This window comes from Chloroflexus sp. (assembly GCF_034431535.1).
GTDB lineage: Bacteria > Chloroflexota > Chloroflexia > Chloroflexales > Chloroflexaceae > Chloroflexus.
In genome coordinates this window covers 142,683-164,826 of sequence record NZ_DAOUDC010000055.1, presented here as the reverse complement: position 1 = coordinate 164,826, position 22,144 = coordinate 142,683, and the positions used below count along the sequence as shown (strand labels likewise).

28 protein-coding genes are annotated in these 22,144 nt (G+C 62.6%); 10 read left to right on the top strand and 18 right to left on the bottom strand.

Annotation, left to right across the window (positions count from 1 at the left end):
* Nucleotides 1-94 precede the first annotated feature (94 nt).
* The 9 genes from U9R61_RS13945 to U9R61_RS13905 form a co-directional block, all read right to left on the bottom strand.
* Nucleotides 95-706: a hypothetical protein gene (locus tag U9R61_RS13945; RefSeq protein WP_322489428.1), complete on the bottom strand. Its 612-nt coding sequence runs from the start codon at nucleotides 704-706 to the stop codon at nucleotides 95-97.
* 890 nt (nucleotides 707-1,596) lie between these two features.
* Nucleotides 1,597-1,875 carry a hypothetical protein gene (locus U9R61_RS13940; protein WP_322489427.1) on the bottom strand — a complete coding sequence of 93 codons (279 nt, stop codon included), beginning with the start codon at nucleotides 1,873-1,875 and terminating at the stop codon, nucleotides 1,597-1,599.
* Nucleotides 1,876-1,886: 11 nt separating this feature from the next.
* A complete protein-coding gene (locus U9R61_RS13935; protein WP_322489426.1) occupies nucleotides 1,887-2,945 on the bottom strand; it encodes a hypothetical protein in 1,059 nt (352 codons plus the stop codon).
* On the bottom strand, nucleotides 2,935-3,297 hold the full coding sequence (locus U9R61_RS13930; protein WP_322489425.1) for a hypothetical protein: 363 nt from the start codon (nucleotides 3,295-3,297) through the stop codon (nucleotides 2,935-2,937). Before U9R61_RS13930 ends, U9R61_RS13935 begins: the two co-directional genes overlap by 11 nt.
* Before the next feature lie 49 nt (nucleotides 3,298-3,346).
* The gene (locus U9R61_RS13925) at nucleotides 3,347-3,568 is read right to left on the bottom strand and encodes a hypothetical protein (protein WP_322489424.1); all 222 of its coding nucleotides are present in this window, start codon (nucleotides 3,566-3,568) and stop codon (nucleotides 3,347-3,349) included.
* 16 nt (nucleotides 3,569-3,584) lie between these two features.
* The gene (locus tag U9R61_RS13920) at nucleotides 3,585-4,112 is read right to left on the bottom strand and encodes a hypothetical protein (protein WP_322489423.1); all 528 of its coding nucleotides are present in this window, start codon (nucleotides 4,110-4,112) and stop codon (nucleotides 3,585-3,587) included.
* Nucleotides 4,109-4,564, bottom strand: a complete 456-nt coding sequence (locus tag U9R61_RS13915; protein ID WP_322489422.1) for a hypothetical protein — start codon at nucleotides 4,562-4,564, stop codon at nucleotides 4,109-4,111. The genes U9R61_RS13920 and U9R61_RS13915 overlap by 4 nt, the downstream gene beginning before the upstream one ends.
* 263 nt (nucleotides 4,565-4,827) lie before the next feature.
* Nucleotides 4,828-5,019, bottom strand: coding sequence for a hypothetical protein (locus U9R61_RS13910; protein ID WP_322489421.1), 192 nt, complete (start codon nucleotides 5,017-5,019; stop codon nucleotides 4,828-4,830).
* Nucleotides 5,020-5,147: 128 nt separating this feature from the next.
* Nucleotides 5,148-5,705, bottom strand: a complete 558-nt coding sequence (locus tag U9R61_RS13905) for a hypothetical protein (RefSeq protein ID WP_322489420.1) — start codon at nucleotides 5,703-5,705, stop codon at nucleotides 5,148-5,150.
* A gap of 310 nt (nucleotides 5,706-6,015) precedes the next feature.
* Between U9R61_RS13905 and U9R61_RS13900 the strand changes: the two genes are divergently transcribed.
* From U9R61_RS13900 to U9R61_RS13860, 9 genes are all read left to right on the top strand, one after another.
* Complete coding sequence (locus U9R61_RS13900) at nucleotides 6,016-6,228, top strand: hypothetical protein (protein ID WP_322489419.1); 213 nt, start codon at nucleotides 6,016-6,018, stop codon at nucleotides 6,226-6,228.
* A gap of 58 nt (nucleotides 6,229-6,286) precedes the next feature.
* A complete protein-coding gene (locus U9R61_RS13895) occupies nucleotides 6,287-6,850 on the top strand; it encodes a hypothetical protein (RefSeq protein WP_322489418.1) in 564 nt (187 codons plus the stop codon).
* Nucleotides 6,847-7,452: an SAP domain-containing protein gene (locus tag U9R61_RS13890; RefSeq protein WP_322489417.1), complete on the top strand. Its 606-nt coding sequence runs from the start codon at nucleotides 6,847-6,849 to the stop codon at nucleotides 7,450-7,452. The genes U9R61_RS13895 and U9R61_RS13890 overlap by 4 nt, the downstream gene beginning before the upstream one ends.
* 48 nt (nucleotides 7,453-7,500) lie before the next feature.
* On the top strand, nucleotides 7,501-8,091 hold the full coding sequence (locus tag U9R61_RS13885; RefSeq protein ID WP_322489416.1) for a hypothetical protein: 591 nt from the start codon (nucleotides 7,501-7,503) through the stop codon (nucleotides 8,089-8,091).
* A gap of 600 nt (nucleotides 8,092-8,691) precedes the next feature.
* The gene (locus U9R61_RS13880) at nucleotides 8,692-9,504 is read left to right on the top strand and encodes a hypothetical protein (protein WP_322489415.1); all 813 of its coding nucleotides are present in this window, start codon (nucleotides 8,692-8,694) and stop codon (nucleotides 9,502-9,504) included.
* Nucleotides 9,505-9,901: 397 nt separating this feature from the next.
* Nucleotides 9,902-10,987, top strand: coding sequence for a transposase (locus U9R61_RS13875; protein WP_322489414.1), 1,086 nt, complete (start codon nucleotides 9,902-9,904; stop codon nucleotides 10,985-10,987).
* Nucleotides 10,988-11,193: 206 nt separating this feature from the next.
* Nucleotides 11,194-11,988, top strand: a complete 795-nt coding sequence (locus U9R61_RS13870) for a hypothetical protein (RefSeq protein ID WP_322489413.1) — start codon at nucleotides 11,194-11,196, stop codon at nucleotides 11,986-11,988.
* A gap of 2 nt (nucleotides 11,989-11,990) precedes the next feature.
* A complete protein-coding gene (locus tag U9R61_RS13865; protein WP_322489412.1) occupies nucleotides 11,991-12,260 on the top strand; it encodes a hypothetical protein in 270 nt (89 codons plus the stop codon).
* Nucleotides 12,257-14,557, top strand: coding sequence for a hypothetical protein (locus U9R61_RS13860; RefSeq protein WP_322489411.1), 2,301 nt, complete (start codon nucleotides 12,257-12,259; stop codon nucleotides 14,555-14,557). Before U9R61_RS13865 ends, U9R61_RS13860 begins: the two co-directional genes overlap by 4 nt.
* 1 nt (nucleotide 14,558) lies before the next feature.
* On the opposite strand, the gene U9R61_RS13855 is transcribed toward U9R61_RS13860, so the two are convergent.
* Entirely contained in the window at nucleotides 14,559-15,248 is a 690-nt protein-coding gene (locus tag U9R61_RS13855; RefSeq protein ID WP_322489410.1) for a hypothetical protein, read from the bottom strand.
* A 10-nt stretch (nucleotides 15,249-15,258) separates the two neighbouring features.
* A complete protein-coding gene (locus U9R61_RS13850) occupies nucleotides 15,259-15,969 on the bottom strand; it encodes a hypothetical protein (protein ID WP_322489409.1) in 711 nt (236 codons plus the stop codon).
* A 330-nt stretch (nucleotides 15,970-16,299) separates the two neighbouring features.
* On the opposite strand from U9R61_RS13850, the gene U9R61_RS13845 reads away from it, so the two are divergent.
* Nucleotides 16,300-16,575, top strand: a complete 276-nt coding sequence (locus tag U9R61_RS13845) for an HU family DNA-binding protein (RefSeq protein ID WP_322489433.1) — start codon at nucleotides 16,300-16,302, stop codon at nucleotides 16,573-16,575.
* 27 nt (nucleotides 16,576-16,602) lie between these two features.
* Here U9R61_RS13845 and U9R61_RS13840 read toward each other — a convergent pair whose 3' ends face one another.
* The 7 genes from U9R61_RS13840 to U9R61_RS13810 all read right to left on the bottom strand — a co-directional run bounded on the left by U9R61_RS13840 (nucleotide 16,603) and on the right by U9R61_RS13810 (nucleotide 22,130).
* A complete protein-coding gene (locus tag U9R61_RS13840) occupies nucleotides 16,603-16,779 on the bottom strand; it encodes a hypothetical protein (protein WP_322489408.1) in 177 nt (58 codons plus the stop codon).
* A gap of 958 nt (nucleotides 16,780-17,737) precedes the next feature.
* Nucleotides 17,738-18,664, bottom strand: a complete 927-nt coding sequence (locus U9R61_RS13835; protein ID WP_322489407.1) for a ParB/RepB/Spo0J family partition protein — start codon at nucleotides 18,662-18,664, stop codon at nucleotides 17,738-17,740.
* Nucleotides 18,665-18,833: 169 nt separating this feature from the next.
* On the bottom strand, nucleotides 18,834-19,619 hold the full coding sequence (locus U9R61_RS13830) for a ParA family protein (protein WP_322489406.1): 786 nt from the start codon (nucleotides 19,617-19,619) through the stop codon (nucleotides 18,834-18,836).
* Nucleotides 19,620-19,737: 118 nt separating this feature from the next.
* On the bottom strand, nucleotides 19,738-20,076 hold the full coding sequence (locus tag U9R61_RS13825) for a helix-turn-helix transcriptional regulator (protein ID WP_322489405.1): 339 nt from the start codon (nucleotides 20,074-20,076) through the stop codon (nucleotides 19,738-19,740).
* A gap of 84 nt (nucleotides 20,077-20,160) precedes the next feature.
* Complete coding sequence (locus tag U9R61_RS13820; protein ID WP_322489404.1) at nucleotides 20,161-20,646, bottom strand: hypothetical protein; 486 nt, start codon at nucleotides 20,644-20,646, stop codon at nucleotides 20,161-20,163.
* A gap of 60 nt (nucleotides 20,647-20,706) precedes the next feature.
* Nucleotides 20,707-20,883, bottom strand: coding sequence for a hypothetical protein (locus U9R61_RS13815; protein ID WP_322489403.1), 177 nt, complete (start codon nucleotides 20,881-20,883; stop codon nucleotides 20,707-20,709).
* A gap of 257 nt (nucleotides 20,884-21,140) precedes the next feature.
* Nucleotides 21,141-22,130: a hypothetical protein gene (locus U9R61_RS13810; protein WP_322489402.1), complete on the bottom strand. Its 990-nt coding sequence runs from the start codon at nucleotides 22,128-22,130 to the stop codon at nucleotides 21,141-21,143.
* Between the last annotated feature and the right edge of the window lie 14 nt (nucleotides 22,131-22,144).

Below are 22,144 nucleotides of genomic sequence, written 5' to 3'. Positions count from 1 at the left end.
GTCTGCTCACCCTTCTCGGCCTGCTCAAGGATCTTGATGATCTGCTCGGTCGTGTGCTGGCTGGGTTTCATCGGCTCCTCCTGCTGGGAGGATCCTAACATACCGAACTGTCCAGTTCTTGGGTCTCAGGACACGCCTGGAGCGCGTGAAGTCGATGGAGCCGACGGTACACCCACACACCTAGCACGACAGCCACCAGGACACTGAGAGCGAGCGCAATGTTCTCAAAGGCCGGCGGCACCAAGTAGGACGGAAGCAGCGCCGGGAAGAAGCTGATGGAGCCAACCAGCACGGCGCTCCTGATAATCTTCCGGCTCTCTACGGGCCGTTTACCACGAAGCTGCTGCACGATTTGATACAGCATCACGCTGCCCACTACCGGCATACCCCCGAGCAGCAGCACCCCGAACGCCGTCCACGCGAAGCGGTCAGCTACCTCGCCGGTCAGCCCGCGTGCCCAGATAACCGTCGGCGTGCCGACGGCCAGCGCGAGAAAGAGCGCCATGCAGATCGCCATCGCTCGGCTCGTCTCAGCGTCTTGCTTCAACACCGGCGCACCATTGCGAGGCTGCCGACGCGATTCCCAGGCGAGAAAGATCGGGAGTGCAGCGGCAAATCCCGCCATCAGCGCCACCACAGTGTTTGCACCCATGACCCAGAACAGGATGACACAGGGGATCGCCACGAGCATCAGCCGGAGCTGCATCACCTGGGTGCGCCCTATCCCGTCTACGCCAACCTACGACACTTTCGTCGTAACATTATGTTCTATGGCGGCAGAATCAACGAATCGTTGCCAACCCCCGTCTACTGTTTCGCCCAGCTCATCACCTAGCTTGCTCATCACGCCCCCGCTTCTTCGCTTCCGCAACCTCCTTCGGCACCGCGAAGTGTAGCACGAGTGTACGAAGTAGTCCCAGCCGTAGCCGTCAGCTTGCGGCGACATTGCCGGCAATTTACCTGCTCAGAACTATCATCGGTTTCTGGCAACGTCGTAGCCACACCAAGCGGAATAAGGCGCCCGTAAGCGGTAAAGTGGGCATCGAGCGTCCAATGCCACTTGGAGTAATCGAGCGTTGCTAGTCGGCGTAACTCTCGCCGCGCCCACCGTACCGCGTGCGGGTCAGTCAATGTTTTATCCCTGCTCTAATTGCTCGTGAATACGCTGCAACCATTTTGGCTGATCAACAGAAGAAGCATACTTCCAACGCCTGCCACAATCCTTGCACTCATAAATATAACCTGCAATGTTGCCTATTTCATTTGTTCCTTCAGACGATAATACCCCCTGCTCAACGGTGCGTGTGTGAACAATACGACGCCATTCGTGCCATAGACCGTTGAGGTGTGTACAGCGAGACATGTTCAGCTCTTACTTGTCATCTACGACAGCTACGAAACAGCTTGCTTGCTCGCGGCGCCCGGTCGTCGACTCTCGCGTACCTGGCCCTAAAGCCCTAAAGGCGCGGTGCCTGCACAGGGGCACCGCGCCTCGTCGACTCACTCATCCAGCAGGCTTCGCCGCGGCCTGGCCGGCGCCCCCAGAGGATCATCCAGCAGCGTCGGCCTCTGCCTGGCAGACAGCGCCGGCGGCTCCTAATCCGGCTCTGGCGGGTCAGGCGGCAGCCTGATACCCAGCTCGTCAGCGGAGATATAGGCCAGGCGCGTGCGCCCGAACGGGCCTAAAATCGACAGCCTGGCTTTCTCAATCTGGGCTACCCAATCGGCCACGTCGCCGCCTTCATCGCGGTGCCGGCGAAACACCTCCTCCGCGAGCGCAGCGGCGCGGGGGTCGTGCGCGGCGATCACCGCCAGCTTCATCAGCACATCGTTATCGGACAGCAGACGAGCCCTCGGCTTCGGTAAGTCGCTCATCGTTCCACGTGTCAGGCAACTTTGTAGTCGATAGCGCCGGCGGCGGCGCGCATCACCAGATCATCGCTCCACAGCCCGGCGAACAGCAGCCCCTTCAGGACGCCAACCGGCGCCTTGCGTCGCAGCAGGCTCCCCGCCGTCCACCGCAGCGACGGCCCAAACCAGGGAACACTGTGCAGCAGCTCCATGCCCAGGTCACGTAGCTCCCAGGGCGTTGGCACCACCGACGGCGCCTTTAGCCACGTATCGAGCCACACAAAGAAATGCTCGCCCAGAGCGTCGGCCCAGGGCCGGCGCATTTCGGCCCCCATGAGGGTGAGCTGGTGCAGCACGACGCCCGGTGTGATTTGCGCCCCGTCGCCCACATCCAGCAGCGGCAGCTCCTCGTGCAGCTCGTCGCCACTCTGCTGCTCGCTGCGCGGGCCACCCAGCACGACATCAACGCTACCGTCGAGGTTGGGACGATCACGCTTCAGCTCAATGTCGAGCAGATCGGCCAGCGTCTCGAAGCTCAGGGCAGCCAACTCCGGGTACATGGTGGCGCTCGGCATCACACCAGGGGTGTACACCTGCCAAACCCAGCGCAGCCGCCCCAGGTCGTCGAGGCGGATCGCCCGCCGCTCCACCAAGCCGCGCTGCTCCAAGCCCAGCATGAGCGCGTGGGCGGCGCGAAGGTCATGCACGAGATAGCGCCGGCGCAGTAGCGGGCGTTCCACTATCTTTGCTGCCGCAGCTAAGTCGGCCAGTGGGCGCGGCCCTCCAGAAGCAATCAGCGCCCCCAGGAGCGTGGCGCTCGCCGGGCCAATGGCCGCTGTGCCCTGCTCTGCGTAGACAGTGCCGGCCAGCGGCGGCGCCTCCAGCTCCGGCAGCTCCGGCAGGCGCCTCGCGTCGCCATCATGAAACGGCGAGAGCTGCCAGCGGCCACCAGCGTCAACATAGCCCGGCACCACTCCTGCCAGGGTCGGATCACTCACCGGCAGGTTCAGCAGGTGCGCCTCCACCACCGATGAGGCGGCCAGCAGCAGGCTTCGAGCCTGCCGCGCCGTGTGCCAATACTCGTCAGAGGCCATTGGTATTGCCTTCCTCTGCGCCCACCATGATCGGGTCGCGGTAGCCGTCGAGCTGGAAATCTGAGGGGTGGTTGGCGATGTAACTGAAGAGCGCCGGCCAGAGCCGGCCAGCCCAGCATCGGGCGCAGTACACCGTCTCGGCGTGCGTCTCCGGGGGTAGCACCAGCAGCCAGCCGTTAGGCAGCACCTCCAGCAGTTCGAAGCTCTCGCTGCCAGGGAAGGCACTCCCCAGCGGATGCCACCTGACCACCTCACTTTCGCCCAGTTCCGAAGCATTGTAGCCCGGTGGCACCGGAATGCGGAGCCGCGGCGCCTCGTAGAGCTTCGATGTTGGCTCCTCACAGTTGGGCACTCAATCATTGCTTGCTTCCTTGCCGGCGACCAGCTACGGGCACAGCACCTCAATCGTTGTATTCAGGGTGCCGTTCTACAAAGCAGCCGGGCGCATTTTCCAGGCCGCCCCGATCTGCGACGAGGGCGACAATCTGCTGCACACGCTCCAGCAGGTGCATCGCCGCGGGGTCAGCGCGCCACCATCCATCAGGAACACAGCGGGTCGGATCGGCGGTGACGGCGCGAAGCTGTTGCAACGCAGCTTCAACGGCATCGAGAAGCGGCGCCATCGTGCCCTCGCTGTGATTACTCCAGGCTCAGAGGCATCTGATCAGCCAGGCGAGCCGACGGCAGCCCGTCGGTGGCCGTCACGCTCAGATCATCCTCGTGCCACTCGATTTCAAGCTGCTCTGGCGCGACATACAGGCTCGTGGGCCGCAGAAGCTCAAACAGCTCATCGTAGGCTTTATCCTGGCCGCCATCGACCTTCACGACAGCGTTCACCAGCACCGTAACTTGATATGTCAACGTGCCTCTGAAGTGAAAGCTGGGTGCGCCGGGTCTGGTGCTGGCATCCAGCTCCAGCGGGGTATTAGCCGGCTTCGCCAGGGCAGGCGCCGTGCAGGCAGGGCACGCCCAGGGGAGAGCCGCGGCTTCGGCGTGTGGCAGGTAGCCGGGGATGTGCCCCACCATCACAGCGCGGGCCAAGGCTTCGGCGGCGTCGGCGCGCATCTCAGGGATGTCGGAGCTGATAAGGCTGGCACAGCCACACGGCTTCCGGGCTACAAACGCATGAGTCGGCTTTGACGGCAGATCGCGGGGAGATGTGGTCATAGCAGCGCCTCGTCGAGCTTCACAGCCACCTGCTCCGCGGCCAGCGTCAGCGCGGCCTCCGGCGTGGGGCCGGTGGCGTAGACATAGGCAGCAGTATCCGCGGGGGTAAGGCGGCACATCCAGCGATTCGCGTCGTCGGTGGTTTCGCGACCTTCGGAGAGGGCGCAGCGCCAGCCCAGGCCCCGCAGGGCCACCCGCAGCTCGGTGGCGGCGGCAGGGTCATAGAAGGGCGCCCAGGATTGGAAAGAGCGGTTGTAGGGCGTGCGACCATCCTCACGTTCGGGGAACGAGAACGGCGTGCCCTTCAGGGTGCCATGGGTCTGGTGGGCGTCGACGTAGGTGACGCGCACCCAGCCCATCACTATAACGGCCAGGCGCAGGTGCAGCTCATTCTGCTCAGGCGTCGGGATGGGGTAGTCGTACTCTACAGTATTCGTTGCGGCGCGGCTCATCGGCGCCTCGCTGGCAGTGAAGATGAAGAGGAGGCCGGGGCCACACGAGTCGGGTGAACTTGATCTGTTTGCCCTTCGCGTGCTGCGCTGCCCGGCCAGCGGCTCTCTCCCTAGCAGGGCTATCCTTCGGGTGCCTTATTCCCGTCTCGCCGGATAGAGGCTCAGACAGGGGCGGCCCCCTGTCACACAGCGAAAACTGAGCCGAACGGCTCAGAAAGAGTCCTGGGTAGCAGCTTCGCGCTTGCCGACAACACGCCGGCGGATTACCCGACCTTGCGAATATGAACCTGCCAGCCCTCGCGGCGGAAGCTCCTGGCATACGCCCGCGCCACGCCGCCAAACCGCATGGTGCGCGACGGACGCCCGTAGCGCGGGCCGCTCAGGCTGGCGGTGTGGCTGTTGTCGAAGCGCACCCACTTGCCGGTGCGCCGGTTCTTGACGTAGAGGAGATACACGCCCGGCCTCTTTCCTTTCAGTGGTGACTGAAACGCTGTACGGTCTACGCTACATCTACAAGTATAGCGTAGACCGTACAGGTTGTCAAGCATCAATACAGATCTGGGTATGTTTTGCCCTGGGGTATCTAGGGAAGTGATCGAGTGGAGGGCCGCACCAGGGGCCGCGGCTGTAGCTCCCGGTCATTGATCAGCAGCACGTCATGCAGCGTCAGGCTGGGGTCGCGCTCCAGGCAGGCTAGATAGATACGAACCAAGGTAGACACTTTCGGCTGAAGGTGCCCATGTTCCATGCGGCTCAGGGTCGTCTCGTCGAGCTGACACAGCGCAGCCATCTGGCGCACAGTCATTGGTTCGCTCTCGGTTGTCAGGCGTCGGCGCAGCAACGGTGTTGCCAGGTAAATGCCGGGCTGATCTGGCAGCGCCACCATCTCTGGCAAGGGCTTCTGAGGCCGGATCACGATTTCGGCAGGGGCGCCCTCAACAGCGATAAAGCTGTGTAGGGTCACATCCGGCTTTACACGACGAGCGGCCAGGTAGAGGGGCACCAGCACGCTCGTATAGGTATCTCGCTGATCGCGTAGCGCATTGACCGTGGGCCGACGGATAAGCGCCCGTAGTGCGAGCTCAGCTTCGGAGATGCCCAACTCTTCGTAGAGCTGGGGCAGGCGCCAATGCCATGTCATCGCTTCGATCCTTGTAATCGTGCTCCCAGGTGAGCGTGGCAATCAATCCGTTGGTGCTGCTTTGTTCATAGGCCGGCGACTCTCCCCCGTAGCCCTTCCCATTGCCCTCAATCATAGCGTGCTTGTACGCTCTACGCAATCCCCTTCTCTGCCTTTCTCTCTAAATCCTGTACGCTCTACGCTAAATTGTCTCTTGACAAAACTGTACGGTCTACGCTATAATCTTTTGCGTATAGCGCAGAGCGTACAGGAAGATCCTCACTATTCAGAGATCTTATGGTCACGACTGACAGGAGAGGAGGCACAAGCAATGTTCAAGATCGTCACGGCGGGCCTGCTCCTGGCGACGGCTCTGGCAGTGTTCTTCCTGGGCCAGCTCGCCCTGATCGTCGTGGCTGGCATCTCGTTCGGGCTTGTCCTGGGCGAGATCGTTGACGCGGTTGGCAAGGGCGTGATGACGAGCGCCCGCAAGGGTGGCGAGGGGCGCGTGAAGGGCCGCGAGCTGCGGAGCGACGAGAGGTAGAGCGTAGCAGGCGCGGGGGAGGTGAGCGCCCCCGTGCCTCTAAACACGAGGTAAGGCGATGCCCCTCCTAGTCACCGTCTACACCGGGCTTCAGCTTATCGACGAGGCGCCAAACGCCGCGCTGGTAAGCGCTAAATACTTCGATAGCGAGGCCAGCGCCCTTCAAGTGGGAGGCGATCAACTTGTCTACATTGACCCGGCTACCGCCGGCATCTTCGCGGCACGGCTGCCCCCGCTCACTCTGGGTGGCGTTTACCGTGTCTCTGGCCCTACGCAGAGCTACACCATCGGCAGCTATGAGGACTATGAGGAGTGGCGCGAGTGGCTGTGCCGGCTCATGCTCGGCGTGCGCTGCGAAATCCTCTTCGAGAAGCCGGCCCGTTACGCCGGCAACCCTTTCACACGCCTGATCGATTTCTCCGATAGCGAGGGCTGGATCGGCCACGCTGATTGCGTGGTGCTGGCTGCTGCCTTCAAGGCTCGCATCGACAGCGCCCGGCGCAGCGCCAGTGTTACGCAGCGACCCTATCTCTTCGATACCTACCAGCAGTTCGCCGCCGCGTTTGCCTTGGCTGCTGAGAGCGGCGGGGCCGTGCAGTTCCACGAAATGAGGACACCATGACGGGGACACAGCCGCGCTGGGGCACCCCAGAAATGCTCGATGGGATCGAGTCGGTGCTTCGCAACCCGTCGCTGCGGGAGCTTCAGATGGAGATGCTGGCGCGGGCTTCGCGCCCGGTGCTGGAACAGCTCTGCCGCCGGTTCGGCCTGCCCGCCAGCGGGAACATGACCACCCTTCGGAGGCGGCTGCTGAACGCCACGGCAACCCTTAACCGGGACGCCATTGCCCGCTCCGCCTTCTACGGCGTGAACGGCTACGACGCCGTTTCCGATCACATCAATGCCGTGCTGGGGGGCGAGGTCAACGGCATCTGGCAGCCGGCCACGAACAACGATCTGGCCGACGCGATCCGCGTGATCGAGCAGACGCCCGACGAGGATCTACGGCTAATCATCCCCGGCGACGATTGCAGCGCCGTCACCGACGCCTTGACCCTCCTCTTCGTGTGGCGCGGGCGCCAATATGCCGAAGTTTCCGCCGGCGGCACCATTGTGTATAGGACAAAAACCAGCGGCTTCCGCTTCTACTGCACCGCCGCGGCCTGGCCCAACAGCCCGGCCATGCGCGAGATGCGCCAGCACTACCACACACTGACCAACTAGCCAATACCCGCCAGTAGCCGCATAGCTCTTAGGGAGAGACATCACACCATGACCACAACCCGACGCCCACCTTTGCCCCCGGAGCCGGAGCCGGCCCCTGCCGCCACGGTGCGCCACATCTACCGCGCCAGCATCAAGATCGGAGATGACTTTCGCACACTGGAGTGCGAGATCGTTGTGCCCGTCGGCGCCAGCGACGAGCTGATCCGCGAGGCCCAGAATACCGCACGGCGCGTGCGTGAGGCCCAGGCTGAGGACACCGAGCGGGAGATCGAAGCGATGCGCGAGGATGCCCAGCTCGCCGGCAGCGGGCGCAGCAGCCGGTACACGATCCGTGACCCGGAGGCGCCAGCCAGCACGAAGCAGCGCAACGCCATCGAACGTATGGCAGCCGCGAAGGGCTGGGACAATACACGCCTGGTGAACTTCTGCGAGCTGGCCGGTGTGCCGCTCCTCACGCTCACCAAAGGTGGCGCCTCGTGGCTGATCGATGCCCTCAACGGCGTCCCGATGCAGCCTCCGGTGCCCGCCAGCTTCACGCTAGCCGACGAGGGGCCACTGCCCTTCGAGCCCGGCGAGGGCGACACTACGCCCGCGAAGGCGCACGCCGACACAGTGGATCAAGACATCCCCTTTTAGAAATGTAGGGCCAGGGAAAGCCCCTGACCCCACACGACGAGCGACAGCGACAGGTTGGCGCCGAGGCGCTGCCGCTCACGGAAAGTATACATCCCGATGCTGCTTCGCTCACTCCTTCGACTGCTCTTCATCCACGCCCTGTGTGCGAGTGGTGTCAGCAGCGGCTTCTTTCTCGCCGGCACCGGGGAGCCGCTGGTGGGCCTCCTTATCGCACTGGCCGGCGCACTCACACTGGCGGGCCTCCCTCGCCCGCTGCGTCTCTTCTATGGATACCTCGCGCCGCTCGGAGGCGTCGTTCTGGGGATGCTCGTCACGCTGGGCGGAACAACCCTGGCCGGCTTCGCGCTCACCCTGCTCTCTGCGGGCGCGCTCATGCTGCGCCCTGCCGCTCACGCGCCGCGGAGGGTACTGCGATGAGCACTGACACCACGCCACGACCTGAGCAAGCGACAGAGCTGCTCTCGGTGTGCCAAGAGTGCCACCAGGCTGTAGCAGTCGAAATCCGCGAGGGAATCGCCCGCTGTCCTTCGTGTGCGCTTACCGAGCTTCGCCGGCGCAAACGCCCTCAGGAGCAGCGCCTACCAACACCAAACCAAAGCCATGCTTCACAACTCTGATCCGCTCGACACCGCCCGCGCTGCCCTCGTTGCCGCCCGCGCCACCCCGCGCCGGCAGGCAACTGTCAGTGCCGCCCTTGACGCCCTGGAGCGGCTGATCTGGGAGGCAGACCAAGCTCGCCGGCCCCGCGTCATACCATTCCTGTCACCACTGACACCACCAGTTACGCGGCTCGACATGATTCCGCGCCAGGAGCACGTAAAGCGCACCGCCGAGGTGAGTCTGGTGGGCCTGCACCCCATCAGACTGATCGGCTACGGCGACGCTGCTGAGGCTCTGGCCGTGGCCGCCTGGGTGAACGCCTATGTGCCCGGTCTCGCAACTGTCGTGCGGCCCTGCCCCTGCGGCAATCAGGGCGATCCGCTGCTGGCCTGCGGCTGCACGCCGGAGGCGATCCGCGCCTACCGCGCCCAACCCGACGTGGCCGCGTTGCTGGCCGCCGACATCGTTGTGGATGTGCCAGCCCATCTGACGAGCATCAGCCTGCACCCTGGCGAGCCGGATGAGCATGTGTTGGAGCGTGTGGCCGCGGCTCGGCTTCGCCAGGTCAATGACGAGCGAGTCGACGCCGACGGCAAGCCGTTCGTGCCCCAGCTTCTCGACGGAGGCGCGGCGAACCTGCTGCGCGCCGCGATGCGCTCCCTACCCCTGAGCGGGAGGCGCGTTCGCAGCCTGCTGTGCGTAGCTGCAAGCACCGCAAAGCTGGCCGATGCCCCGGAGATCCGCCCGGCCCATCTCGCGGAGGCTTTGCAGTACCGTAATCGGCTGACAGGGGAGGACTCGACTGATGCCTAAGCCCTTCTCTCTGGATGAGCACCTAGCCGGCTGGCTTCCTGACGGCGAAATCCGGGTGCGCCATCCCTATGAGGGCTCTGCGCAACATCAGGACAGAAAACGCAATAACCAGCAGCATGTACGGTGCTTAAGTCCGCTTGCGCTGAAGGGCGCGCTGGCGTAGTCGTAGCTCTGCATCAGCCGCGTATGGCTCTGTTCAGCGTAGCATAGCGTCGTCTGGATGTGCTTGTGGCCCAGGGGTTTGCGGATGGTTGCCAGGCTCACAGATGACTTCTTGCATCGCACAGATACGACCACATCACGGCGCGGAAGCACAGAGCGTTTACCCCTGGGAGGAAGCGCCGGGCTATCAGCTCGATTTGACATTATTGAACAAGCGTGTTATTGCTCATAGTGTATGAAACTTATTGCGCAGATCAAGCTCAACCCGTCGCCGGAGCAGCACACCGCATTGCTGTCAACACTAGCAGAAGCGAACGCGGCGTGTGATGCGATTAGTGCGCTGGCGTGGCAAGCGCGTGAGTTTCGCCGTATCCCCCTCCAGAAGCTCGTCTACCATCAGGTCAAGGACTCGTTCGACCTGGGAGCGCAGATCCTTGTGCGCTGCATCGCCAAAGTAGCCGACGCCTACAAGCTCGACCGCAATACCCAGCGCACATTCCGACCCCACGGCGCTATCGCCTTCGATGACCGCAACCTGTCCTGGTACACCGACAAGGGCGCGGTGTCGATCTGGACGGTTGCAGGTCGGCAGTACATCCCCTACCTGCTGGGCGAGCATCAGCGGTCGCTGCTGGCCTACCGCAAGGGCGAAAGTGACCTTGTATTCCACAAGGGTGCGTTCTACCTGCTGGCCGTCTGTGACGTGCCGGAGCCTGATGAGCAGCAGATGGAGGGAGTGATCGGGGTAGACCTGGGCATCGTCACGCTCGCAACCGATAGCGATGGCGAGGCCCACACCGGCGAGCCGGTCGAGCGCAAGCGCCGTTGGTACGCCGGGCGCCGGGCCGCGCTCCAAGCGGTCGGAACACGTTCGGCAAAGCGCCGGCTGCGGAAGCTGGCTGGGCGTCAGCGCCGGTTTCAGAAGGACATCAATCATCAGATCAGCAAGCGGCTGGTTGCAAAGGCCGAACGCACGAAGCGGGCGATTGCCATGGAAGAACTACGGCACATTCGCCAACGGACAAGGGCTAAGGGGCCAGAGCAACGGGCACGACAGAGCAATTGGGCGTTCGCGCAATTGCGGCAGTTCCTCAGCTACAAAGCGCGACGGGCAGGGGTGCCGGTCATGGCGGTTGACCCGCGCAACACCTCGCGCACCTGCTCGGAGTGCGGGCATTGCGAGAAGGCGAATCGCCGGTCGCAAGCTGAGTTCTGCTGTGTGTTGTGCGGGCATCGTATAGGTGCCGATCTGAACGCCGCGATCAATATCCGCGAACGGGCTGCCTGTCAGACAGCCTATGGTGTCCAGTCTTCGGGCTGAGGCGCAAGCCCACAGGCTTCAGCCGTGGGCGTCTGACCTATGAGGAACTAAAGGGCAAGCGTGTCGAGCGGTTTCCAATCCACTGTGACGGCGGCAAGAACTATCGCAAAGAGCGAGAAGAGCCGTGGGCGAGCGTTATGCGCGCCGCGTATGCGGCGCGCAACCGGCTCGAAGCCGTCACCGCTGACGAGGGAGACTAGGCGGTTATGTTTAACCTCAAACGGCCCTGCCGAGATTGCCCCTTTCGCACAGATATACCGGGATACCTGCGCGGCACCCGCGCCAGGGGCATCATTGACGATCTGCTGGGCAACGACATGCACGGCTTCGCGTGCCACAAGACCACCGCGACGGTTGAGGCTGATGACGGCTTCAGCGAGACGGTCTGCACCGACGAGTCCCAGCAGTGTGCCGGCGCCCTGGCGCTTACCTACAAGTTGGGCCGCCCGAACGTAGCCGCCCGCCTGGCCGTGTTCACCGGCGATCTTGACCTCGATGCCCTCGACCAAGAGGGCCAGGTAGCCGCCAGCCGCGAGGCGTTCATTATTCATCACGCGCTGCGCTGGGGCGCCGACGAGCTACCCCTGGTGGCTCACGAGCTGCGCGGCCTCCTCGACCGCTACGCGAACGCCCCAACCGAGTGCGACGGCCACACCCAAATCGTCGGCCACTTCCTCACCATCGCCGGCGTGCCGTTCCGGGCCTGGAGCGGCGTGCTGCACCGCGGCCAGCAAGCCGTTGACCCGCACCTGTGGATCACCGTGGGCGAGGGTCAGCCGGGCAATCCTGGCTGCATCGTGATCGACTACCGCCGCCGGATGTGGATAGGCGATGACGTTGCCGAGGGCGTGCTGCTGCCGAACGACTTGGGCGACACTAGCTACAGCCGTGCTACAGAGATCGCCCTGGGCCGGCTCGACCCGGCCCTGCTGTTCGCTCTTACCACTAGCATCGACGACATTGAGGCACTGATCGCAGAGCGGCGCAAGGCCGAGGCATAGCAATGCGACACCAACACCCCGACGACCCGATGGGCACGGGCCTCCCGCTCACTCCTGCCTATGAGAGCTGGAAGGCGGGCCTGACCGCGCAGATCACCAGCCGCTATCCTACAGTGGCCGCCGACGTGATCGCCGCTGGCCCCTGGCTCGAAGTGTGGGAAGATCGCGCCCTCCGCACCCTCGACGCCCTGGCCCGCTGGCTCATCGAAGCTCGCTGTGCCGAGTCGGGCGTGCCAACGCCGGCCCCAACACGCACCGAAGCGCCCCAATGACCACGGACACCGCAACCCGCGCCTTTCAAGAATCCGCAGTGGCAGCATTGCCCTGGGTGCCCTCGCGCATCCAGACGCAGCACGGCGCCGCCCCTGCGCTGCACCTTGACCTCCGCCGCCGGCCCGACGTGGCTATCGTGCTGGCCGAGGCCCGCGAGGCCGCCAGGGGCGGGGAGCCATTGGAGGCCAATGCGCTCACCACCTGGCGCTTCGGCCCCGGCCCTGATGGCGGGCAGCTCTCCGTGCTGGAGATCACGCTGCTGGATAGCGCCCACCAGCCTCGTGCCGCCGCTTTCAGCGTCGCCTTCCGACGCGATGACGACGACGAGCGCCAGGTGGCCGCCTTCATTGCACGCGAAGATACCGTTGGTCTGAGCGACGAGCCGGCCCCTGCCGACGGGCAAACCAGCCAGTTCGCCGGCATCATCGTTTCTGTCACCTCTGACTTAGTAGGGACGCTCTATCAGCAGCGCCAGTTTGACGCGCTCCCTGAGCTATTCCCGTGGCGAGGACTTCGCCCCCGCTCGCAGGCTGCCTATCCGGCTCACTGGCTGCCGATCAATGAGATCGCTACCGGCGATCCGCAACTCTTAACGTTGGCCGGTGTGGCGCAGCGCGGCAGCGCCGCTCTGGGGCTGACGCTGGCCGCGGGCCTCACTCCGATGGAGGCCGGCACCGTTTCCCCCGGCGCCGCCGGCGTCTGGACTCTCACGCCTGGCGAGGACGGCAGCCGCAGCCTCTACATGCTCGAAACGCGCCCGGATGGCTGGCTCAGACTACGCTGGGGCGTCACTCTCAGCACCCGGCGCGGCGCCGATCCAACCGAGGAGCTACGACGCCTGTGGGATCGCCCAATGCGTTACGGCGTGCCGCCCCTGGTGTTGCTGGCCGCGCTCTTCCTAGCACGAACGCACCGGCTCCCCGTTCAGACGGCAACGACCTGGCTCACCTCGCTGCTGAACGCGATGGACACGCTGTTAAGCCTGATCACGGCGATGGAGGGCGGCGGCTCGCCAGCAGCGCGGACTATTGTGCGCGGCCTGGAGCAGCACTATCGCACTATTGGCCCGGCGACGCTTCCGGCCCGCATGCTGGAGGGTTTCACCACCTGGGGCAAGCTGTTACAGGCACCTTCCTTCGAGCTGGCGGCCACGTTCGACACGCTGGATAGCACGGCGTTCGCTGCCGCCCTGGCCCTCGTGTGGGCCTGGGGCCAGGAACTTCCGGCAATTCACCCTGCCAGCGGCGATCTCTCGCTCTTTGAGGCCGTCCTAACACGAGTAGATCGCGCCCTGGGGGCCACGGAGTTGCCGAAGAATGCTACCTGGCTCTGGCACCCAGAGGCACCGATCTGGTTGGGGCCGTCGATGCGTGGCCCTGTTCCGGCTTCCTATGGAGCCGAGCAGCTTGCGATGCTCCGCCAGGTCGCCGCCGAGCTGGTGCGCGAGGCTAACACCGGCCTGCCGCCTGTCGGGCGCTACCGCGTTCGCCTGCCGGCTGCTGGCCTACCGGAACTGGCCCAAATCGGCGTAGCGGCGCTGGAGATCGACGCCCAAGCCGACGGAACGCGCTGGCTCCGCCTGGCACCGGCAGAAGGTGAGGCCGACGGCGTGATAATCCCGTGGCAACTGGCCCCGGAACCGCCCGCCCGCTGGAACGAAGGCGGGGCGCTGTCGCCCCGCCTCGTTTGGGAGCTGCACCTGACGCTCTGCGCTTGGGAACGCGACATGCGACGCGAGCCGGCGGTGCGCCTGCGCTTCGTCGCCCCGTCAGCGCCCGCCGATTCGACGCCGCCGACGCCGCCCAGGCCGAAGCAGCGAGGGCGGGCAGCACCCGGCGTGCTGACGCTTCCCCGTGAGCAGGTGAAGCGGATCGAGCTGGGGCCGCCGCCAATAGAAGGCGACTATGCCGGCGACGAGGAGCAGCAGATCGAGCGTACCCTGGCGGCCTATCATCGCGTCACCGACCACGCCATGCACTATCGGGTGGCCCGCCGTGCATCGCCGGCGCAGCGCGAGCGGTTTATGAAGCTCCCCCTGGCCTACAGGTTGGCTCACTACAAGGTGGCCGAACTGCCTGAGCAGGGCATGACGGTGCGGGGCCTCTTCGACGCCCCCGACGGCACGGTGATCCGGGGCTACACTCGCGGGCTGTTGGCTGACGGCGATGAGGAGCAGCCGCGCCCCGTGGTTGCCCAAGGATTGCTGGCCGTCAGAGCGGCGCTGAAACTCGCTGCTGAAATGCCCCAGGTCGAGGGAGCGCCAGAGGAGGGCGATGGACTATGTGCTGACAACTAACCTAATTCGTACTTTGTGTGGTCCGGCGGCTAAACCCAGGGAACCATATATCGGCGTGGTGCCATATTACTCTGATATACGGCTCCTCATTACACCTTCTAACCCACTCCGAGAATCGATTAGACCTGTTCTTGAACCTACTGAAGATCACAATATAATGGAAAACCTCGCTGTGCGATCCGTTCGTTTCTAACACGTGCTCCAATCGCTTTATTTTGTCGTGGTCATCTTGTATATCCTTGAATATGCGATCCATACCTGCACGCGCAAACTTCAACTCAAAGTTGATAGCCGTTCCACCAAACTCATATTTCTTGTTTGGTAATGGCTGCCAGTTCCTTGCGCCCTGTTCTCGCCGTAGTGCGACTCGCTGCCGCGACAGCATCGCTTTTTCATGACCTAGTGGCTGTTCCAATAGCCGCAGATGCCTCGGATCAAGGATGACAAGATCCGATGTGATAGTCAGAGCCCCTTGCTCGTCGAACCAAGAAACTTCCGTGTGTATAGGAGTCGCATACAGACAATCATAGGTCATTGCGGGTTGTGTCAGAAACGGTATATCAGAAAGTTCTTTGTACAGCACGCATTTAAGGTCGCTTTCTGTCAAGATAAGACCAGGCACCTGTTGATAAAGCACTCGAACACGAAGCAACGCCTCTTCAATTTGCGGACACAAAATACTGAAATCCATACTGCTATCCCTATTTTACAAGTCTGCCTTCTCGATGAAAGAGATCATGGCAGGTTCGGCACAGTGCCAGGAGATCCGTATAATGCTCTTCGCCTCGCCGCTGATAGGTGCGGTGGTGAACATCAAGCACAACACCCTGGGTGTTGCAGACCTGGCAGCGGTAGCCAACGCTCCGCAAATGCCGTTTCCTTCTCGCCTTCCACTCCTCTGAGGCAAGATATTCAGCGTATGGCATCGTCTTTAGCTGCCGAAGTCGCTCACTCTGCGCTTGCTGGATTTGTTGGTGCCACGCATACCGCTCTTCAATCATGGCTTTCTGACAGGCATCACAGAGGAACGTATACCCACGTCCAAATCTCCTCCCTCCGCGCTTTATCGCATTTGTAATTTCGAGCATGTGTGTCCTATTGCGAACAAGAAGCGGGCGTTTGCAACGATTACAAGGTATGTTTACTTGTGCCGCTCCAATGAGTTCAACGAGCTTGTTTCTACCCAGCCCACATAAGCCGTATCCAATAGCCTGCGTTGGCACATCAGGTGTCATCCAGTACAAGTATCGTGCGGCAGCAATCCGAGCCTCGTCTGAACCTAACTGTTCCGACATCTCACCCGGTATCTGGCTAACACGCTCTTTTAAGACACGTATAGCTTCCTCCATCTCCTCAATATCTCGCAGAACAGCATCTAGCTCATCCATAGCAGGCACAGATGGTCGCTCCATAGCGGTGCTGCCTTTCTCTAGTCATTCCTATCAGAACGTATGGCCTACCATAGCCCGAAGGGCGGGCTTCGTCAAGCGTAAGCACACGGGCTAAGGCAGACCACGATGCCACGAGCAAAATAGCCAGCCGTACCTGTGTTGGCCGCGGAGTCGCTGGGGCCAGTGTGCGCGCTCTTGGAAGAGGCTATTATTCGGCTGGAGCTGCTGCCCCCCACGGCCCTCGTCGGCGCCGTCGCGGCGGCGTACCGAGAGCGTCTGGCCGTGGTTGCTGCCAGAGCGGAAGCCTACGCCGTCAGCGGTGACGGCATTGGAACGCATAGGAGGATCGGGATGCAAAAAACGGAGTTCATCAAGGCCGTGGCGGAGAAGGCCGGCGTGGGCCAGAAAGAGGCGAAGCTGATTGTGGAGAATGCACTGGATGTGATCAGCGAGGCCCTTGCCCGCGGCGAGAAGGTGACGCTGACTGGCTTCGGCACCTTCGAGGTGCGCGAGCGGCAGGCCCGCGAGGGCGTCAACCCGCAGACCCGCGAGAAGATCCAGATCGCTGCCGGCAAGACGCCGGGCTTCAGCGCCAGCAGTACGCTCAAAGAGGCCGTGAAGGGATAGCACCATCTCACCTGCCTCTTCTACGAACTACATGCGCTCCTTAGCAGTGATCAGGTTGAAGATGCTGTCGCGGTCGAGGTAGACTATCTGCTCGTCCTTGACACGACCGATCAAGTAGGCGACGCCATCACCGTTCACATCGCACAAACGCATCGCCATCGGCGTGAGATCCTCGCCGACGCCGAAGAGGTACGGCTTAGGCAAGATACCTGCTTACGTCGAGTTACCGTCGAGGATTTCGACGACCACAACCTGTCGGTTGTAGTTCATGATGACCAGGAAGGTTCGCGCGTTCTCCTCCACAGCTCGACAAATGTTAGCCGCAGATGGAAGGTGCGTGGGCGTCCGTAACGTAGATCGTCGTATCTCGCTGAAAACGGTGCTGTCCTATGATCGGGCAGCGCCGTTTTTACAACACCGTCGAGCAGCATTAGCATCAAGCGCCTTCTCTCGATACAGGCTCATGAGGCTCTGCAATCGTAGATTCTTCCATCGAGTTGGGAAGTGATAAACGGTAACTGTCGGCGACAATGCATAGTAGGAGAATACAAAGGCCCGCGACGGTGTAGAGCGGCCAGTACAAACGCTCTTGTCCCCACCCCGTACTTACAGCAATCCAACCTCCAATTTCGATGAAGCACCATCCTGCCACAACGGCTTCCCAGACGATGCGGGTGACGGACCTTCTGCGATTTCCTGACGTGCGAGCCATATCATACCTCCTGCCGCTACAGACCAAGGACTACAGCACGTTCGTCGCGTTTACAGATCCACATTTTAGCACATTTGTTCTGATTATGTCAAGTAGGTTTAGTAGTGATCATGTAGGTAGGGTGGCTTTACTCTACTTTAGAACAAGTTTTCTGGTGGAGTGTTGCGAGCTATTTGTGCCCACAGTAGGTGAAGTAGTGTCACAATGCACTTTAGAACAGATTTTCCGGTGTATGATAACGAGTTACACGGGCATGTTGGTGCTAAAGTCTTGTGAAGGGTGTGACGGCGATCAGAACACAGCAGGGCGCCCCTGAGCTTTCCTAGGGGCGCCCTGCTGTCTGTTATAAGGTGGCCTAGTTGCTGTCGTTGCCACCGGATTCGCCGCAACCCCGACCGAAATAGAGGCGCTTACCGGCAGCCTAATATGGTCCTAGCCGGCTGAGCTTAGCTACGGCCCTCTTAGCTCCGCTAACAGTGCCTCCAGGCTCGCCTGAAGCTGCTCTGCCTCCCCACGCCACGCCGCACGCCGCTCTGCATCGGCTTCACGCCTGACATGGCTTTGAAGCTGCTCGATCTGGCGCCGCAGCCGCATGAGCCGCTGGCCGATGTCATCGGGCGGGGCCGATGCTGCGGTCGCAGTCTCCGCCGCAGTCGCTTCTGGCTTGCCGCGTTGCCTCACATCGTTGTCAGCATCTGCGTCTACCGGCGCCGCTGGACTGCGCTCCTGCACATAGGCGCTTACCAACGACGCTACGATTGGAGCCGTAACCTCCGACTGCTCTGAGAGGAGGCGGAGCATATCTGTGGCCGTCGCGGCATCCACCGTGCCCGCACTAAGCGCCTGATGAAGTGGGCGTAGTGTCCACTCGGCCCAGCCATAGCGCAAGATGATTGCCTGGCCCTCGGGGGGGAAGCGAAGGAGCCGCATCAAATCGTGACGGCGCCCCTCCGACACTTGGAGCCTTGCCTCGACAACTGACCACGGGACATCTTTCCCTTGCTCACGCTGGAGAGCTTCACGCAAGCTCACGAGCGCCAACGCACGCTCCATATCGACGAGGCCCGCCCGCCGCTCATTCTCCTCGAATTGCCGTAAGAGTCGACTCACATCGCTCGGGCGCTCGACGATCACCACCCACAGAGTCGGCAGCTCTGCCAGTACCGCGGCTGTCCATCGCCGCTGCCCGTGAAGGAGGCGATAGGTGATGGCTGAATCATTGGGATCAGAGTCGGGATAGACAATAGCCGGTTGCACTTGGCCGTGCTCGCGCAGCGACTCTCCCAACTCGCGGAGCGAGGCGAGCTGCACACTGGCCGCCCGGTCGCCGGCGGCCTCCATCTGAAGCAGCTCGCTTGGGAGCGGCAGGCGTCGCACCTGATCTCTGTCTGGGGCAATCGCACGCACGGGGATGTCAGAGAGGGGCAAGCCACGCTCCCTCGCACGCTGCGCCGTCTCCTCGGGGGCACCTAGCAGGAAGTCAAGATCCTCTCCCCCGGTCTGTGGGGTGAAGAACTGATCGAGGTTGAGGTTGGGGCGCTCCCGCTTAGGCTTCGGTGGCATTCAGTGACTCCGTGATCTCATCGGCCAGGGCGAGGAACTGCCCAGCCGAGCGCGCCCCGCGACGGTAGCGCAGGATGCTCATCCGGGCAGCGAAGCACTCGCGCAGTGGGGCGTCGCGCCCGATCTCGGTCTGGAGCACCTGATGGCCGAACTGCGTGTGCAGATAGTCGTAGATTTGTCGATCTGCAGCCGAGCGCCCCTCGTAGTTGTTCACGAGGATGCGCGGGGGAGGAAGCTCTGGGGAGTACCGCTGCCGCACGCGCTTCACCGTCTCCGCCAACTCACCCAGCCCTTCCATGCTCAACGACTCCGCGAGCACCGGGGCAAGGACAAGATCAGCCGCAATCAGCGCGTTGAAAACAACAGCCCCCTTTGAGGGTGGACAGTCGATCAGCACATAGTCGATCTCGACTCCTGACTCACTTAGGGATTCAATAGCATCACGGAGGGCGAAGAGGCCATCTACCTTTGCTGCCAACTCCTGAGCTGCCTTCGCAAGATAGGCGTGTGCCGCGCAGAGGGCGACCCCAGGCTCCTCGGTGCGGAGGATGGTGTTCGCAAGCGGGGTCTGCCCGGTGAGCACTGCATAGGAGGAACGCTCGACTGGGACACGGCTCGCCGGCACACCGAACCACTCTGTCGCGTGTGCCTGGCTATCAAGGTCGATCACCAGCACGCGGTTCGTCTGGCCGAGTGCCGACGCGAGGCTCACCGTCGTCGTCGTCTTCCCCACGCCACCTTTCTCGTTCGCCACCGTGATGACTTGCATGTGTATTCCTCTGCCCACATCCACTTGCGAGGGGGGTGTGAGGTCTCATACCCCTTGGTAGCAATTGCCAGATCAACCATCAGGGTGTGAGACCTCACACCCCTACCTAGGCCGCGAACTATAGGGAACCAAACGGGTCAGCGGGCACATCGTCGTGGAGGGTGTCAAGAAAAAAGCGAACGTGGGATAGCAGGGCTGGCTCGGCTGCGAGGCGACCCACCACCTCAGCAAGTTGGTCGTTTTCAAGAAGCAGCATCGCTGATGGTATGCTTAGAGCGTCAGCAATGATCTGAAGCCGCTCAATCGTAATCGCCCGCCGGCCCAGCTCATAATTAACCAGCGTATCACGGGGCCAGCCAATGCGCTCCGCCAACTCTCGAATAGAGAGGCCCGCACGCTGGCGGGCCGACGCGATGCGTTGGCCGACAACGCGACTCTGCTCATGCACACCAGGCATCACCCTACTCCAGATCTAGCATGCCCTGCTCGGGCAAATTTAGCTCCTCACCCGTCAGTCGCTTATAGGCGCCCTGAATGTAGCTCACGCAATCGGCATATTGCGCGGCGGGAAGATGCTCATACTTTGCGATGCGATAGCGCGTCTTGATCGCCCCCAGCACGCTTGAGAGACATCCCCTCGGCTCAACGTCGGCTCACTGGTGATGCGAGCAGTGGCCCAGGCTTGGACGAGCTGGTAAATGTACCCGCGCTGACTATTGGAGATGACGCCACCGACCTTCTCTTCAAGCGCCCGTACCCGCGCATCAAGATCGCGCCAGGCCGAGCGAGCCTTCTGCTGGCTCTCCTCGATAGCTTGTTGGCGCTCCGCGATAGTCGTCATAGCGTCCTCGAAGTGCTCCAGGGCGCGCAGATCCTCAATCGCACGGCTCTCGCCTTCCGGCAGGCCAGCGGTGCGCGCGAAGGCATTGTAGGTTTCACGGATAGCGAAAAGCCGGAGGTACTTCAGGCGCTCGCGCACTGTAACCGAAGCCCGTGAACGTTGCACGCTGCTCACCCAAGTAGGCATGAACTCAAGGATCAGGAGTTCCTGATCCTGGGGGCCGCCAGCGGTAGCGATACGAAAGGTTTAGAGGCCATCGCGCAAATCTTCATCGGCACGCAGGCGACGGAGCTGGCCGTGAGTACGCAGGCCAACCGCGTCGCAGAGATCGCGCACGGACACATAAATTGTGCCGTCAGCACCCCGCGCCGCGAGGCAGGGGTAATCGAAGAACGTCACCACAAGTGTTTCGGTTGGGTACATGGGGCCTCGTATATGTTCAATATGGACACGCAAACTATAGCACAAGTGCGCGAGTGCGTCAACACACGGCGTAACAGGCCGTGTTCATTTTGGGCACAGGGAGATCATATATGTGTTTTGTGTTTGTCGAGAGATGAATCGCTCCATCGAGATTATCGAGGCGATAATCTCGGCGTCCATGTTCAACTTGAACACAAGGAGATCGTATATGTGACTCGCCTCCACCCCATCATCTCCTGTTACTTTGCCGCGCACCATTAGGATTGCGCCGACAGCACATGCGACAGCCAGGCTGCAAGCTCGTCGAGCATCCCCGCCGGCGGCTCGTCGATAACCGGCTTCTTCACGCCACCCCTGTTGGCGAACCAGGGTTCGGCGTGCCAGCGGCGCAGCTCGGCGCGTAGCTCGTCGGAGATCGGCAGCTCCAGCAGCCGGGCGATCACAGCGCGCACATCGAGGGCGGCCAGGCCGCGCCGGCGGGTGATGCCCCGGCTGATGGTCAGCAGGTGGCCGGCGGCATCCTCGTGGATCGTCTGGTAGCAGAGGAGCGCCGCGCTGGGGTGCTGCGCCCAGGCCACATCACGCATCAAATCCAGCTCGCCCTCGCGGTGGCGATAAGTGAGTATCAGGATCTCCGGCGTGCGGAGCTGTGCTACCAGGGGCAGCGCGGCCAGGGCGCGGGCCTCGGCAGCATCGCGCTCCAGGGCGGTATCAAAGACGAGATCAAGCCACGGCTTGACGGCTTTGGCTACGGCCAGGTCGTCGCCCAATCGGCGGTGCAGGGCGTCGATCAGGCGGGGCAGGCCCAGCAGATCGGCCACAGGATCGGGCGGGCTGGCAAGACTCGCCGTGGAGTCCTGGCGCAGCACCGACGGCGCAACGAGGCGCAGCAGCACATCGGCCCGGTAGCGCACATCGGGGTCAGGGTGGGCCTGGCACCAGCGGCACACCAGCTCGAAGGCACAGGTGGAACGATCGGCCTCGCTGCCGCCGTCGGGCTTCGTGTGGTGATGATCAAGCGGGCCGCCGCCGACATCGACGACGAAGCGCCCTGCCGCCGGATCGTGATCCTCCGGGGCCGGCTGCGCCTTGAAAAAAAGCCATGCCTGCATCTGAAGCAGGTACGCTAGTCCCCAGGAGGCCGCCAGAGCATCCAGATCGGGCTTCGGATGGGTGACGACGCGAAGCAGGCTCCCAGGCTGTGTGTGCGGGCCGCTGAGAGGCGCGGGCGTCGAAAATAGTGTCACAGTACCCCCTCTCT

Coding starts and splice junctions, on each gene's coding strand:
- U9R61_RS13935 (WP_322489426.1), bottom strand. CDS start 2,945: ATGGCCTCTGACGAGTATTGGCACACGGCGCGGCAGGCTCGAAGCCTG.
- U9R61_RS13945 (WP_322489428.1), bottom strand. CDS start 706: ATGCAGCTCCGGCTGATGCTCGTGGCGATCCCCTGTGTCATCCTGTTC.
- U9R61_RS13900 (WP_322489419.1), top strand. CDS start 6,016: ATGTTCAAGATCGTCACGGCGGGCCTGCTCCTGGCGACGGCTCTGGCA.
- U9R61_RS13815 (WP_322489403.1), bottom strand. CDS start 20,883: ATGTACCCAACCGAAACACTTGTGGTGACGTTCTTCGATTACCCCTGC.
- U9R61_RS13905 (WP_322489420.1), bottom strand. CDS start 5,705: ATGACATGGCATTGGCGCCTGCCCCAGCTCTACGAAGAGTTGGGCATC.
- U9R61_RS13860 (WP_322489411.1), top strand. CDS start 12,257: ATGACCACGGACACCGCAACCCGCGCCTTTCAAGAATCCGCAGTGGCA.
- U9R61_RS13870 (WP_322489413.1), top strand. CDS start 11,194: ATGTTTAACCTCAAACGGCCCTGCCGAGATTGCCCCTTTCGCACAGAT.
- U9R61_RS13925 (WP_322489424.1), bottom strand. CDS start 3,568: ATGGCGCCGCTTCTCGATGCCGTTGAAGCTGCGTTGCAACAGCTTCGC.
- U9R61_RS13890 (WP_322489417.1), top strand. CDS start 6,847: ATGACGGGGACACAGCCGCGCTGGGGCACCCCAGAAATGCTCGATGGG.
- U9R61_RS13875 (WP_322489414.1), top strand. CDS start 9,902: ATGAAACTTATTGCGCAGATCAAGCTCAACCCGTCGCCGGAGCAGCAC.
- U9R61_RS13940 (WP_322489427.1), bottom strand. CDS start 1,875: ATGAGCGACTTACCGAAGCCGAGGGCTCGTCTGCTGTCCGATAACGAT.
- U9R61_RS13885 (WP_322489416.1), top strand. CDS start 7,501: ATGACCACAACCCGACGCCCACCTTTGCCCCCGGAGCCGGAGCCGGCC.
- U9R61_RS13855 (WP_322489410.1), bottom strand. CDS start 15,248: ATGGATTTCAGTATTTTGTGTCCGCAAATTGAAGAGGCGTTGCTTCGT.
- U9R61_RS13825 (WP_322489405.1), bottom strand. CDS start 20,076: ATGCCTGGTGTGCATGAGCAGAGTCGCGTTGTCGGCCAACGCATCGCG.
- U9R61_RS13820 (WP_322489404.1), bottom strand. CDS start 20,646: ATGCCTACTTGGGTGAGCAGCGTGCAACGTTCACGGGCTTCGGTTACA.
- U9R61_RS13845 (WP_322489433.1), top strand. CDS start 16,300: ATGCAAAAAACGGAGTTCATCAAGGCCGTGGCGGAGAAGGCCGGCGTG.
- U9R61_RS13915 (WP_322489422.1), bottom strand. CDS start 4,564: ATGAGCCGCGCCGCAACGAATACTGTAGAGTACGACTACCCCATCCCG.
- U9R61_RS13830 (WP_322489406.1), bottom strand. CDS start 19,619: ATGCAAGTCATCACGGTGGCGAACGAGAAAGGTGGCGTGGGGAAGACG.
- U9R61_RS13895 (WP_322489418.1), top strand. CDS start 6,287: ATGCCCCTCCTAGTCACCGTCTACACCGGGCTTCAGCTTATCGACGAG.
- U9R61_RS13880 (WP_322489415.1), top strand. CDS start 8,692: ATGCTTCACAACTCTGATCCGCTCGACACCGCCCGCGCTGCCCTCGTT.
- U9R61_RS13865 (WP_322489412.1), top strand. CDS start 11,991: ATGCGACACCAACACCCCGACGACCCGATGGGCACGGGCCTCCCGCTC.
- U9R61_RS13920 (WP_322489423.1), bottom strand. CDS start 4,112: ATGACCACATCTCCCCGCGATCTGCCGTCAAAGCCGACTCATGCGTTT.
- U9R61_RS13850 (WP_322489409.1), bottom strand. CDS start 15,969: ATGGAGCGACCATCTGTGCCTGCTATGGATGAGCTAGATGCTGTTCTG.